Below are 12647 nucleotides of genomic sequence, written 5' to 3'. Positions count from 1 at the left end.
TCATGAAAGCCGCCTATTACGATCGCCAAGGTCGAGCCAGTGAGGTTCTCAAGTTGGGGGAGTTCCCGCTCCCGGAACCAGGGCCTAATGAGGTAAGAGTCAAACTTCACGCATCGGGTGTCAATCCATCTGATATCAAGGCCCGTACAGGATTTTCAGCCAAAATGGGCTTTCCTGCCATTATTCCTCATCAGGACGGGGCAGGTACCATTGACAAAGTGGGAGCCGGGGTGACTTCACACCAGATCGGGGATCGCGTCTGGCTCTATGAGGCTCAATACGGGAGGCCACATGGTACCGCCGCCGAGTACGTTGTCGTCCCTGCGGTACAAGCCGCTGCGCTTCATGCGAATGTGTCGTTTGAAATGGGTGCGTGTCTAGGCATACCTGCCTTGACCGCCCACCGCTGCCTCTTTGCCGATGGCCCGATTACCGGCCTTAGAGTACTCGTCCATGGCGGAGCCGGCGCTGTTGGCTCCGCAGCAATCGCGCTGGCAAAATGGGCCGGCGCCTGGGTTGCGGCTACGGTAACCAAACCAGAGCACGAAGCCAGCGCACGCAGAGCAGGGGCAGACGTCGTCGTGCTTCGAACAGATGATGCGGTCGTCGAAGCACTGCGGTCCGCGAGCCGCAATCAAGGGTTCGACCGCATCGTTGAGGTGGCGCTCACCACCAACCTGGACATCGATCTCGCGTGTATAGGCACAGGCGGCGTGATAAGCACCTATGGTCTTGAGAACGCGAGCGAGCAGTTGGCGTTGCCCATTCTTAAGGCCATGGTTAAAGGATGCGTCTTCCGATTCGTCTACATCTATACCGTGCCGGGTCATGCAAAGTTAGAGGCAGTCGCCGCTATCAACGCATGTCTGGCGGCGAACGTTTATGCCCCGACCATTGGGAAGATTGTGCCATTGGAGCGCATTGCAGATGCGCACGAGTGCCAGGAAAGTGGTGGAATCGCGGGAAAAATCGTCGTCGCGATAAATTGATAGAGGCTTGGTTTGGAAAGCGTGCGGTCGGATAGTCTTCGATAGCACCTTATGTGGCAATTCCGATGGCGTCTCCCGGACCGCAAAGTCGTACGATCTAGACCATCGCAAGGTATTGGAAGGCCTTCGCCACGACTAGCGGACGGGGCTCCCTATCCCATTCATTGCACGCAAAGCGCACCATGCCGTTATCAATTTAGACTTCGCACGACAAGATCAAGCCGTCATGCGCAGCGTCATGGCTGTATTCAAATCGGGAAACACCTGTAAACACTAACTTGAATTTCGCTGGCGGCTTGCCGATTTGACTGTCGAAGTTCAACGTCAACCTGGCTTCATTGCCGGCGCCGCAGTGCATGCTCCCGTTTTGATCGACGAAGCGTCCATCATCAAACTCAAAGGATGTAATGCACGAGTCATGCAAACGATGCGTTTCATTCAAGAAGCGAACGATCGAAGCTTCCGAGTCGACATCCTTGGGTTCTTTGCTGGACATGAGTTCCTCGTTCGCTTGACTTTGAAGCGGGGCGATGACTCCGATCGCGATCGCCAAGAGGGCGCGCGAGAATCAGCTTTTGAGCGGAGTCGGACGATCAAAAACGTCGAATGCTGGAATCAGGCTGTAAAGTCCGAAGCAGATTGACGCGATGCCGAGCGCGAGAAGGAAGACGACAAGCATCCCGCGCGCCGACCTACGACGCACATCATTTAGGTCTACTCGAGCCTTTGCAGTCGCCGATGGCTCGTGACGCCGCTTACCGACAGGCGTCATGGTTTGCATGTGTTAGGTCATTCCGCAACGACTTCGCAGAAAAATTTCGCGTCCGCATCGGTCAAGCATAGCGGTTGTCGCCTCCTCTGAAAAATGTTCCCGCGCTTACCCTCGCGGGAACATTCCATCTAGAACTATGGCGACCGGCTCAGAAAGTTGAACCGTCAGACTTGTATTTGCCGTCATATGGGCCGGCCGGCAGTCCTTGGCCAACTTTGTTGACGGAAATAGCGTTTGCCTGCTGAGCCAGAGGAACGTAGTTCGGCTTCGCCTTAGCGATCGCCGCCGTGATCGCGGCTACAAGCAACGTCGCAAGAGGGTTACCCGCGTTCGCGGCTTGCGGCGAGTAGACCATGGTCTGTTTGTGCGTCCAAAGCGTTTCGCCCGTGGTGCCGCTCTTCAACGCATAGCTGAGTTCGACGGTTACCGATGTCGCTAGAACCGCATACCTCGCATCCCACCGGTTGATGGTGATGTACATGATCGAGTCCGCACCGAACATCTTGCCCAGAACGGTCGGATCGTTGGAGTGAACGAGGTTAGCGTCACCAAGCCCGTCATCCTCCATCACACGCTTTGTGAGGTTGACCGGGAACACGTAGTAGCCGCGCTCTGCCAACGGCCGAGTGATCGTTGACAGAAAGTAGTCCGGCGCATCCACGTCGACGCTGCGGTTGATAACCGGCACGACAAGAATGGAATGCGGGTCGGCATGCCGGAACGTCGTGTAATCGTTATGAACGGGAACCGGCGCGCACGCTGCCATCGCGACGACAGAAGTAACGGCGAGAGCAAGTTTCAAAAAGCGGTTTGCTACGCTCATTGTTTCGCCTCCTTCGTGCCAGAGGCGACTCTGATCATGGTCGTCATGAAGACCGTCGACTCAGGCCAGGTGGTCTTTTCCTTTTCGAAGAAGACAGCGGCCTGTTTCGAATTACCGGACTCAAGCAGGACCTGGCCATATTCAGCGTAGATTCCGGGCGGCACCTTTTTGCCCGATGCCTCCGCCTTGCTAATGGTATCAGCCAGGTGCTGAGCAAATGCCGTAGTATCGCCCGGCGTCTTGTAGTGTTCGTACAGGGACGACTCGTAGTCTCCCCATGCGTATTTCGGCTGAGGCGCACAGGCAGCGGTCAATCCGGCTACTGTGAGCACGACTGCCAATGTCGAGAACTTCATTGTTATTGCCCTCCGCTCGTTACGTCCACTGTGACTACTTCTCCACTGGCAGCCAGGATTCTTCTCTTTGCCAATAGCGTGTTGCCTTGACGCACTTCAACGGAGTGCGGGCCCTCCTCGATGACCATCACGCCGTTGACTCCGTTGTACTGGTTCGCTGGTCCGATCAACTGCCCGTCGAGCACGAGTTCGCTGCCGCTCGGTGCGCCGATAAGGCTCAGGGTGGGGCGGGCGCTGCCCGAAACGACCTGGCTATGGGGCATAGCGCAGCCCGCGAGGGCAACGACGAGCGCTGCCACGCAAATGGATTGCATCATTTGTCAGTTACTCGGCTACGAACAGAGATTTGTCTTTTGTGACGGACCCGCTTGTCACAAGTGCCATAGAGCCTTCGTTCACTTCGCTGTCACCAAAATTCGAAGTGACGCGAATGGTCGCGACGGGAGTCGGCGGCAATGCGATGGTGAAGCCCGTTTGCCCGCTCTGGATCGATTCACCCGGCTTGTAGATGTGAAGCGTCAAACCAGGCTTGATTCCTTGCAACGCGCCGCCGCTGATGTAAACCGTCGATCCGTCCGTCTTGAGGATGTCAGACTTCCACGGACGCTCGCGGAGCTTTGTCATCATGCGGCCGATGACGTCGGATATCGCAGCGGAGATTGCTTTGTCATTAAGCGAGCCGTCATAGTCGGCGCGACTCCCGAATCCTGCGATTTCTCCCGACTCGGTGGAAGCTTCACCCGTACCGGATGCAGAAAAGAAGACATAGCCCGTCTTGACGTCGACCAGTCGCAGCTCGACTTTCGCATGGGCGTTTTGCACCTTCGTCGCGCTCAGGAAGCCTGTCTTGCCCGTGGTGCTGCGACCAAACTCAGTCACCGAGCCGAGAATGAGCGCGTCCACACCTATCAGGCCGGCGTCTTTCGAAAGGGATTGTTCGGCGGCCACCTTCGCAATATCGGGGCGTTCGAAAACGAGAAACTGCTTCGACGCTACCAGCCGGCTTGCCAGGATGTCGCTCGCCTGCTTACCCAGTGGGTCGAGGCTCGCATCGGTGACGAAGGTCCGGCCGTAGCGAGTTTCATTGCTAAATCGGCCGATGGCGATCTTTCGTTTGACCGCCTTTTCGTCAGTCGCCGAGATTGCGACTTGCGCGGTTTGCTGTTGCGTTCTGGGAGTGGGCGCTTCCTTGACTTGAGGAGGCACGGATACGGTTGCGCAAGCCGCGAGCATCGCACTCACTGCGCTGATGACAAGATTTCTTTTCATTGTTCCCCGGAGGCCACATCTAGTAATTTTTCGACAGTCTAGGGCGGCGCGGATTTACAAGCAAGTTCGTCTTTTCCCGATTTGGCGGGAAATACAACAGTCGTTGGGGGGCGATGCGCACGATCCGGTATTGGCGGTCTTTCGATCAATGCCTGCGAGCGACCACTCAGGGATGACCAGCTGCCGACAAGAGTACTTGTGCCGTTGTATTGACAGATGCATGCCGCCTCGCCCGAGCTTGTGCCGGCGACAAAAATTGACAGCATGTGGCTGGCGATTGCCAGGAGCTCTCGTATTGTTGTGGTCGTTGACTGCCTTTATCTCCGTTATCGGGGCGATGGCTTGCGCCTGCATCCGGGTTCTCGCCAAAGGCATCTCTTTGACGTCATTGCATGATCGTGGGGCGGTTCTACGTCTGCGGTTCATCTCTCTCTCTGCCTTGTCGCTTCTTCTCGCTGCCTCAAATATCGAGATGGATAAATCCTGTGCTTTTGCGGGTGTATCGCACAGCATTCTTTTTTTTGTGAGAATGAAGTGCTAAAGTTACCGCTCAAAGCGCCGATACAAAAAAAGGCGGCAAAAAATAGAAGTGCTGCGACTGGACAGAAAAGCAATTGAACTATTCAGTCGACGCATCGGGATGTCCAATAACAAAGTCGAGAGACCAAAAGAATGATCAAGAATAAGAAGCGCGCAGCGGCTTGCGCGACCATTGCGACTGCAATGCTGTTCATGGGCGCGGGGGCAAATGCTCAGGAATCGGCTAACGACGATCTCAACTCCTGTGTCAAGAAAGAACAGGTTCTCACCACGGCAAAGGGCGCAGGACTGGGCGCGCTTGCCGGCCTGAGCGCCATGCTCGTATCCCACAAGAGCGAAGATGCGGGCAAGGCCGCGCTGATCGGCGCCGTCGCCGGCGGGGTAGCCGGCTTCGCGACGGCCTATTACACCGCAATCGACACCTGCTACAAGAAAAACCCCTCGTGGATTCCTGAGTCAAAGCTCCAGCGCACCAAAGACTACGACAAGGTCAAGAAGGAAATCCACTACAACCCCAAGCAGGGCTTCGTGACGAAGGTGCGGTCCATCGATGTGCCTGCAGTCGTCGCGGCCGGCAGCCAGGCGGATGTCACCAGCAACTTCATCGTCATGACGCCGCAGGGCGATGACGCGCCCGTCACCATCGAGCGCAAGCTATTCGTCGTCGAGGGCGACAAGCAGACCGAGGTGCCTTTCCCGACGCAGAACGCGACGCAGCAACTCACGCTCGAACCCGGCGAGCAGCAGGACACGGTTCACGTGCCCATTCCTCCGGATGCGAAGCCCGGCAGCAAGTTCATCTATCAGGTCAGCGTGGCGTCGTCGAGCGGCGGGAAGCCGGACGTCCAGCAAAAGCCGCTGGTCGTAAGTCAGTAAACATCGGGCCGGCCGACGTCGCGCCGGCTGTCCGTTCCCTGAATCCGCATCGAGGGTAGGGAGGCGCTCGCGCGCTTCCCGGATTGCTATGAAACGGCTTATCGCACGCCTTGCGTGCCTCATTGCCCCGGTACTGCTGAGCGCTTGCGCGGCCAGCAGTCTGCCGGGATTCCAGAACGCCTACCGTGCCTATAACGTGCCGGAACCGCTCGTTCAGCAGATCAAGCTCAAGTTCGCGACCCACGGACTCACGCAGGCATCGGTCGCGCGCGACAACACTGGGCGCATTCAGCTGATCGGGACTTATCGCGACGAGGATCAGGTCGACACCGCGTTCCTCATCGTGCAGTCGATCGTCGGCATCAAATCCACTTCGCCGTTCTATCCGGAACATGTCCTCAAGAAGCGATGGGACACCGAAGCCGGCAAGGCGCTCGCCGCTTATAACCGCGCCCAGGCGGAAAAGGCCACGCAGCCGGTGAAGCGCGCACTGGTGGTGGGCATCAATCATTTTGCCGATCCGTATCACCTGCCCGATATTCAAGGCGCGGATGACGCCGAGGTCGTTCAGCACTACCTTGAGCGCGCGGGTTATCGCGTGACTGCACTGCTCAATCAACAGGCGACGAAAGCCAACATCGAAGCCGCCATCGCGCGCCTGAATGAGCAGATTCGCCCGAACGACGACGTCTTCATCTATGTATCGAGTCACGGCAACATGCCAGTGCCGGTGCCGGGCGACAAACGCAAGATGTCGATCATGGCTTACGACTCGGGCAACGAGGAGACAGTTCGTTCGAACGACGGCCCGGAAATCATCCTGCACTTTCAGCAGCATGCGGTGCCCGACACGCTCGTTCAGGATCTCGCGCGCAAACCAAGTCATGTCACGCGAGTGGTGATCGACACATGCTATAGCGGCGACATGCTCAATGACATCGTCGACGAAGGCGCCGCTTATGTGCGGCGGACCAATGGCAACCGTAACGAGTACGAAGGCATCTCGCTCGCGTCGTGGACCGGCGACTCCTATACGTCGAAGGGCATTCGGTTCTCGGACGACGGCGTGCAGCAAACCGGCGGGACGCAAAAGGCGCGCACTGTGATCGACCGCAGCCGCGCGGGCTACAACATCATCACCGCGACCAGTCCGAACGAAGAATCGCTCGGCCCAAAGAACGGCACATTCGAAAGTCCGCTCGCGCACGACCAGGTTTTGAAGGGTTCGTTCTTCACACAATCGCTGTTCGCCTACCTGGATCACTACCACGGGCAACTCGCGCCAGCGTTTCGCGATGCCAGCCGTTTCACATCGGAGAAGGCACAGGAAGTATCGAAGGGCGAACGCCATCAGGTGCCTCGCGAGTGGTCGACGATTCCGCCGGACCAGAACGATCTTCAGTAAAACGCACTTTCCACAACAGCTTCCTTCAGCATTCCGGAGACTCATCATGCGTCACGCTTTTGCCGCGCTAGCGCTTGCCACGCTCGCAAGCCATGCCATGGCCGAAGATGGCTATACCGCCAAGTCGCTCTTCTTCGGTGAGGACGATAGTCTGCGCACCGTCGCGACTTCTCCGGCGCCATCCACGGGCGACGCCACCGCCGTTGCGGACAACCAATCCGCTCAGCCTGCAACGGCTCACGCGCAGACGGCCCACGTGGTGAAAGTGTCTTCCCGCAAGAAAATCGCGAACGTCGGCGCCAGCTATTTCATCAGGCTCAAGCAGCCCGATGGCTCGACACGCGATGTTCTCGCGCGCCGCGTGTTCAAGAGCGGTGAGCACTTCCAGCTCGGCGTGAAGGTCAACAATCCGTCATATGTGTACATCCTCAACGAAGGACCCGACGGCTCGATCACGCAAATCTATCCGCAGCCCTCGCAGGACAACTTCGTCGACGCAATGGGCGTCGTGTTCCTCCCGGCGCGCGGCTCGTTCGTATTCGACAACAAGCCCGGCATGGAAAAGCTGATGGTGTATCTGTCGCCCCAGCCGGTCGGGGGTGATCTACGCAAGCGCGTGTCTGGCTATACGCCCGACTTCGTTTCGACGCCGGTTCCATCCGTTGCGCAAGCATGCACGCCCAATCCCGGCGCGCTGACGGCGGACGCACCCGCGCCCGCATCGTCGTCCGACGCGGCGGTGCAAGTAGCGGCCGCCGACACGGGTTATGCGGCAAAGGGTATCGCATTCGCCGCCGAGGACAGGGCCGCCTGCACGACAGCGACGACGACCGCCGCCGCGGACACGGGCTATGCGGCGAAGGGCATCGCATTCAGTGACGACTCCGCGCCCGCCACGGGAGGCCAGGTCGCCTCTTACGTGGTCAAACCGGCTGCCACGTCTGATGCCAATCTCTATCTGAAGATCAACCTCGCCCACGAGTGACATTGCCGACATTGGCGAACCGGGAAAACGAACGAGCTGACATATGGAACATAACCACCTCATCATTGGCCTCGGCGGATCGGGCGGCAAGATCATCCGTAATCTGCGCAAGACGGTCGAGCGCGATCGCGATGTGCAGGGCAATTCGCCGTCGGAAGCGCGCTTCGAATATCTGTATGTCGACACGTCCACCGACGAGCTCGACAAGCACGACGAATGGCGCGTACTGGGCAAAGATATCGAGCTGGCGCGCAGCCAGTACGTCATCAACACGGCCAGCAACGTGCGTCCCGTGCTGGACGATCCTGCATCGTTCCCCGGTCTTAGCGACTGGATCGAGCCGCGCAGCGTCTTCGATTTCGTGAAGCCGGGCATCGCGGGCGCGGCGCAGCGCCGCAAGCTCGGAAGGCTGGTGTTCGCGCAGAATGCCGCGCAATTCGTCAAGGCGGTCGAGGACCGCATGCGCGTGCTCGAGCAGGGGCCGGGACGCAAGGGCGTGACCATTCATATCGTTTGCGGTCTCGCGGGGGGCACGGGCAGCGGTTCGATCGTCGATGCCGTCGCGCTGATCCGCAACAAGTACGCCGAGGCCGATCTGCATCGCATCCTGATCTACGCACTGTTGCCGGAGAAAGATTCGAAGCGCGTGCGCAATGTGGCCGGATTCTCGAACTACTATGCGAACGGCTATGCAGCGCTCGCGGAACTCAACGCGATGGCCGTGGGGCAATATCATCCGCGCAGCGTGCTCGACGGATCGCCGATGAGTCACGACACCTATTTCAACGGCTGCTATCTCGTCAACAACGTCAACGAGCATAACCTGCAGTTCGATGTCGATACTGAACTGCCGCGCATCGTGGCGGAGTTCATTTATCAGAAGACACTCAACAAGCAATGGGAAGGGCTCGGCCGCGCGGAGAAGGGCGAGAACGATATCAAGAATTTTGAGTCCGAGGACGAGATCGGCAAGGCGCGCGCCAAGCTGTTTTTGTCGTTCGGCGTCGAGCGCATCGTCGTGCCGGAGCAGGAGATCAAGGAATACCTCGCCTATGGCTTCGCGGAGCAGGCCACGCGTCAGCTCATGTTCAACAATTTCCGTCAGGGCGAAGGTTATGCCGACGAGCCTGTCCAGAAAGACTGGGGTTCGGAGGCGCGCAAGCCCGATGTGTTCCAGAAGCTGCTGCTGAGCGATACGCACCTGACGCTCGAGAGCGGCATTCTGGAAGACGACGCGAAGAACACGATGTGGAAGCCCGCGCACGAATACTGGAAGCAGATCGTGAGCCGCCTCGCGCCGGAGATTCGCGCCGACCAGACGCTCGAACAGACCACGTGGGTTCACGCGATGAGTTCGCGGCTCGCCAAGGTCTTCGACGAGACGTACCGGACGATGGGCGGCGTGCGCAAGTTCTATGAGATCAAGGCGAACGCACGCCTGGAAATGGCCCGGCATGTCAGCCGTCAGATCGAGAAGCAGTTGTTCTCGGACTGGAAGATCGGCACGCATTCGCTCATTCAGTTGCGTCAATTCGTCGACGCTTTGGTGGCGATGCTGGGCGAGCGCCTCGCACTCTTTAACGAAGAAGTGACGAAGGGACCCGCCAAGGAACAGGCGATCGTCAAGCGCATCGACGAGCTGAACAGCCAGTTCAACCAGGTGGGCTTTCTCGGCAAGCATCTCACCGACAAGCGCGGCGGCCTGTTCACCGAGATGGCGATGCAATATCAGGATCTCTTCGCGCTGCGCACGCTGATCGAAGGTCAGCGTTTCGCGTGCGGGCTGATTCCGTTCATCAAGGATGAACTCGTGTCGCTGCGCGGACTGATCGACGCGCTGCATCAAAATCTCGCTGCGGCGACCGAGCAGGTGCACGACGAACAGGCGGCGCGCCTCGCGAGCACCGACGCAATCCATCAGGACCGCATCTTCGACCGCAATGCGATCGGCAGCGTGATGAAAGCGCTGATCGTCGACGAGCAGGCGCAGATCGCGCGGACACAGAAGGTGCGTCAGTCAATCATCGAGCTCGCGGGCACCGAGGTCGATTCTTTCGACAAGCTGGTGCGCGGCGTGTCACTCGGCGCGATCATCTCGACCATCTCGCAGGCGTCGGCTGTCATCGTCGAGCTGGCGCACACGGAGATCGCGAAAACGCTTCAGCCGGTGCTGCACGTCAATATCGTCGAGCGCTTGCAGAAGCAGTACGACGCGAACCCGGGCGGCCTGAAGAACTTCGTGTCGGAACTCTATGAGAAGTCCGGCACGATGCTTCAGTACAACAAGACCGAAACGGACCGCGCCGTGGCGAACAATCAGGGCGGCTCTGTCGGCACGGCGAAAACGGTTGCAGTGTTTTTACCCGAATGCGAAAGCCAGAAGACTTTCCACGCAACGCTCAAGCGCATGTTCGAAGAGCAGAAGGATTCCGCGTCGGACACGGTCGTCGAGACGGGCAAGCTGTCGAATGAAATCGTCATCATGAAGATCGCTTCGTTGATGCCGGTGCGCTTCGTCGAATCCTTGCCGATGCTCAAGCGTCACTACGACGGTCTGCTTACCGACTTCAACGAATCGCACCTGCTGCATAGCAGCGGCGACGGCAAGCGCCTCCCGCCGCTCTACGCGCGCACGGCCGCCGAAGCGGCGTCGCAGGCGAAGCGCAAGCCATACCGTCTGGTCGCTCATCTGCTCGACATGATCCGTTCGCGCGAGAACCGCACGACGGGTGAGACCGAATGGATCTTCGTCTACGAGGACGACGGCCTGCCGACCGATCGCGTGCTTAACGGACGGACCTGGTCCGCGGTCTTCGATGGCGATCAGAAGGATGATCTCCAGAAGCTCGTGGAGACGGAAGTGACCCGTCATATCGCCAGCGCGCTGCAGCATCGGGACGACAAGAGCGATCTGATCAAACGCTTCGATGCATTCGCGCGCAAGACCCTCGAAGAATCGGGCGGCTATACCGACGACCCCGGTTACAAGGCGATCGTCGCGTTGAAGCCCCAGATTCGCGACATCATCGGCTTGCCAGGCACGGCGGCGCAGGCTGCCTGAGCGTGGCGCAACATCGAACGAATTAAGGCGGAGTAAAGAACATGGCAACGTACAAATGCCCGTCGCTGGGCGACTGCGAAGTCGGCATGAGTAACAAGATCATCGAGCGTGCGCCGGGTGAGGATCTTCATTGCCCGAGTTGCAAGGGCTTGCTCGATCCGTATCCGCCAAACGACCGCGGCGTCAAGAAAACGAAGCCGCCGGTGATCGCGGCGATCGTTGGCGCGGCGGCGCTGGTGATTGGCGGAGGCTCGGCTTTCTACTTCATCCACGCTCACAAGGCGGCGCAGGAAGAGGTGCAAGCTGCGCAGGGCGGCGCGCCGGCCGCCGAGGTGGCCTCGGCGAGCACGTCGGCCGTTATCGCAGCGAGCGTGCCAGCGGCGACTGTAGCTGCTCAAGGAGCGTCCGAGGCTGGCGGTATCGCGCCTCCCGCCGAGGACATCGCGGCGGATCGCAAGGCGGGGGACGAACAACTCACGAGCGGCGATGCGGCGGGTGCGGAAAGTGCGAGCAATCGCGCGGCGGCGAAGGAGATGATCAAGGTCGCCATCGCCGACATGGCGCAGGGCAAGCTCGACGACGCCGAAAAAGAGTTGAACGCCGCGCAGGCGCGCGACCCGAAGCAGTCACTCGTGTATTACAACCTGGGCGTGCTGCGGCTTAAGCAATCCCGCACCGACGATGCGCTCAAAGCCTTCGAGGCGAGTTTCCTGAACGGCTTCCAGTACTTTGACGCGATGGAGAAGGATCCCGATCTCGACGTCGTTCGTCATGATCCGCGCTTCGAGACGCTGGTGAATAAATACCGTCGTCCGGCCACGACATGAAGCTGAGTCACGTCCTGCTGAGCGTGGCGTGCGGAGTGCAACTCGTCGCATGTTCACGACAGGAGCGGCCGTCGATCATCGGACACTGGCAGGCGGAGCGTCAGACGTTCTTCAGCGCGCATCTTCCGATCGGTCCTGACATCGTGATCAGCAAAGAGGCCGTGTCCATGCCGGGGACGGACACGCGCATTCCGCTGAATGCAATCAGGCAGAAAGGAGGCGAGACCCTGCTGGAGTTGCCGTATGGCGTCGGCGTCTCGTTCTTTTTCGACGGTCCGGATCGCATGCATTTCGACGTGCCGGTGGTCGGAAGCGTGTATTACGACCGGGTGGGTGACGCGACTGCCGCGCAAGTCGTGCCGCAGTCCGACGGGAAAGCCGCCGGAGCAGTCGTAGCGGGGCCTGAGGAGAGTCCGAAGCAAGCTGTGTCGCCGTCGGTGGCGACGCCCGTAGCCTTGGTCGACAAGCCTGCACCAGTGCCGCAGGCGCCGCCAGCGGTGGACGTCGGGCAGCCGGGTCCCGCGCGCTCGTCGGAATTTGATCAGGCTGAACTGGCTGCGCGCCGGGGGGATCAGGATGCCGTCATCGATCACCTGAACGAAGCGTTCCGGCAGGGGTTCAAAGGTTTCGACAAGCTCGATGCCGCGCCGGAGTTTGCGACGATGCGCGAAGACGTCCGGTACCAGGCGTTGTTGGCTCGCTACCGATAGAAGACATCCGTTCGCGGTGATGTCGCTATTTTTG

Annotated in this window: 12 protein-coding genes; 7 read left to right on the top strand and 5 right to left on the bottom strand. The window is 59.3% G+C overall.

The window, feature by feature from the left end:
• The first annotated feature begins 2 nt into the window (after positions 1-2).
• Complete coding sequence (locus AAGS40_RS28305) at positions 3-989, top strand: NADPH:quinone reductase (RefSeq protein WP_345816871.1); 987 nt, start codon at positions 3-5, stop codon at positions 987-989.
• A gap of 196 nt (positions 990-1185) precedes the next feature.
• Here the strand turns inward: AAGS40_RS28305 and AAGS40_RS28300 are convergent, their stop codons facing one another.
• The 5 genes from AAGS40_RS28300 to AAGS40_RS28280 form a co-directional block, all read right to left on the bottom strand.
• Positions 1186-1485: a hypothetical protein gene (locus AAGS40_RS28300; protein WP_345816869.1), complete on the bottom strand. Its 300-nt coding sequence runs from the start codon at positions 1483-1485 to the stop codon at positions 1186-1188.
• Between the two features lie 424 nt (positions 1486-1909).
• Complete coding sequence (locus AAGS40_RS28295; RefSeq protein ID WP_345816868.1) at positions 1910-2584, bottom strand: GNA1162 family protein; 675 nt, start codon at positions 2582-2584, stop codon at positions 1910-1912.
• Positions 2581-2940, bottom strand: coding sequence for a DUF4810 domain-containing protein (locus AAGS40_RS28290; protein WP_345816866.1), 360 nt, complete (start codon positions 2938-2940; stop codon positions 2581-2583). Before AAGS40_RS28290 ends, AAGS40_RS28295 begins: the two co-directional genes overlap by 4 nt.
• A gap of 2 nt (positions 2941-2942) precedes the next feature.
• Complete coding sequence (locus AAGS40_RS28285; protein ID WP_345816865.1) at positions 2943-3257, bottom strand: hypothetical protein; 315 nt, start codon at positions 3255-3257, stop codon at positions 2943-2945.
• 7 nt (positions 3258-3264) lie between these two features.
• Positions 3265-4209, bottom strand: a complete 945-nt coding sequence (locus tag AAGS40_RS28280; RefSeq protein ID WP_345816864.1) for a CsgG/HfaB family protein — start codon at positions 4207-4209, stop codon at positions 3265-3267.
• A gap of 723 nt (positions 4210-4932) precedes the next feature.
• Here AAGS40_RS28280 and AAGS40_RS28275 point away from each other — a divergent pair.
• The 6 genes from AAGS40_RS28275 (at position 4933) to AAGS40_RS28250 (ending at position 12613) form a co-directional block, all read left to right on the top strand.
• Complete coding sequence (locus AAGS40_RS28275; protein ID WP_345816863.1) at positions 4933-5625, top strand: hypothetical protein; 693 nt, start codon at positions 4933-4935, stop codon at positions 5623-5625.
• Positions 5626-5713: 88 nt separating this feature from the next.
• Positions 5714-7030, top strand: a complete 1317-nt coding sequence (locus AAGS40_RS28270) for a caspase family protein (RefSeq protein ID WP_345816862.1) — start codon at positions 5714-5716, stop codon at positions 7028-7030.
• A gap of 46 nt (positions 7031-7076) precedes the next feature.
• Positions 7077-8015, top strand: coding sequence for a DUF4384 domain-containing protein (locus AAGS40_RS28265; RefSeq protein WP_345816861.1), 939 nt, complete (start codon positions 7077-7079; stop codon positions 8013-8015).
• Between the two features lie 43 nt (positions 8016-8058).
• Positions 8059-11076 carry a tubulin-like doman-containing protein gene (locus AAGS40_RS28260; protein WP_345816860.1) on the top strand — a complete coding sequence of 1006 codons (3018 nt, stop codon included), beginning with the start codon at positions 8059-8061 and terminating at the stop codon, positions 11074-11076.
• Between the two features lie 41 nt (positions 11077-11117).
• On the top strand, positions 11118-11903 hold the full coding sequence (locus tag AAGS40_RS28255) for a tetratricopeptide repeat protein (RefSeq protein WP_345816859.1): 786 nt from the start codon (positions 11118-11120) through the stop codon (positions 11901-11903).
• The gene (locus AAGS40_RS28250; RefSeq protein ID WP_345816858.1) at positions 11900-12613 is read left to right on the top strand and encodes a hypothetical protein; all 714 of its coding nucleotides are present in this window, start codon (positions 11900-11902) and stop codon (positions 12611-12613) included. The genes AAGS40_RS28255 and AAGS40_RS28250 overlap by 4 nt, the downstream gene beginning before the upstream one ends.
• The last annotated feature ends 34 nt before the right edge of the window (positions 12614-12647 follow it).

The organism is Paraburkholderia sp. PREW-6R (assembly GCF_039621805.1).
GTDB lineage: Bacteria > Pseudomonadota > Gammaproteobacteria > Burkholderiales > Burkholderiaceae > Paraburkholderia.
Note: the sequence above shows the minus strand (reverse complement) of the source record. Positions and strands in the feature narration are given on the sequence as shown.

Coding starts and splice junctions, on each gene's coding strand:
- AAGS40_RS28305 (WP_345816871.1), top strand. CDS start 3: ATGAAAGCCGCCTATTACGATCGCCAAGGTCGAGCCAGTGAGGTTCTC.
- AAGS40_RS28300 (WP_345816869.1), bottom strand. CDS start 1,485: ATGTCCAGCAAAGAACCCAAGGATGTCGACTCGGAAGCTTCGATCGTT.
- AAGS40_RS28295 (WP_345816868.1), bottom strand. CDS start 2,584: ATGAGCGTAGCAAACCGCTTTTTGAAACTTGCTCTCGCCGTTACTTCT.
- AAGS40_RS28290 (WP_345816866.1), bottom strand. CDS start 2,940: ATGAAGTTCTCGACATTGGCAGTCGTGCTCACAGTAGCCGGATTGACC.
- AAGS40_RS28285 (WP_345816865.1), bottom strand. CDS start 3,257: ATGATGCAATCCATTTGCGTGGCAGCGCTCGTCGTTGCCCTCGCGGGC.
- AAGS40_RS28280 (WP_345816864.1), bottom strand. CDS start 4,209: ATGAAAAGAAATCTTGTCATCAGCGCAGTGAGTGCGATGCTCGCGGCT.
- AAGS40_RS28275 (WP_345816863.1), top strand. CDS start 4,933: ATGCTGTTCATGGGCGCGGGGGCAAATGCTCAGGAATCGGCTAACGAC.
- AAGS40_RS28270 (WP_345816862.1), top strand. CDS start 5,714: ATGAAACGGCTTATCGCACGCCTTGCGTGCCTCATTGCCCCGGTACTG.
- AAGS40_RS28265 (WP_345816861.1), top strand. CDS start 7,077: ATGCGTCACGCTTTTGCCGCGCTAGCGCTTGCCACGCTCGCAAGCCAT.
- AAGS40_RS28260 (WP_345816860.1), top strand. CDS start 8,059: ATGGAACATAACCACCTCATCATTGGCCTCGGCGGATCGGGCGGCAAG.
- AAGS40_RS28255 (WP_345816859.1), top strand. CDS start 11,118: ATGGCAACGTACAAATGCCCGTCGCTGGGCGACTGCGAAGTCGGCATG.
- AAGS40_RS28250 (WP_345816858.1), top strand. CDS start 11,900: ATGAAGCTGAGTCACGTCCTGCTGAGCGTGGCGTGCGGAGTGCAACTC.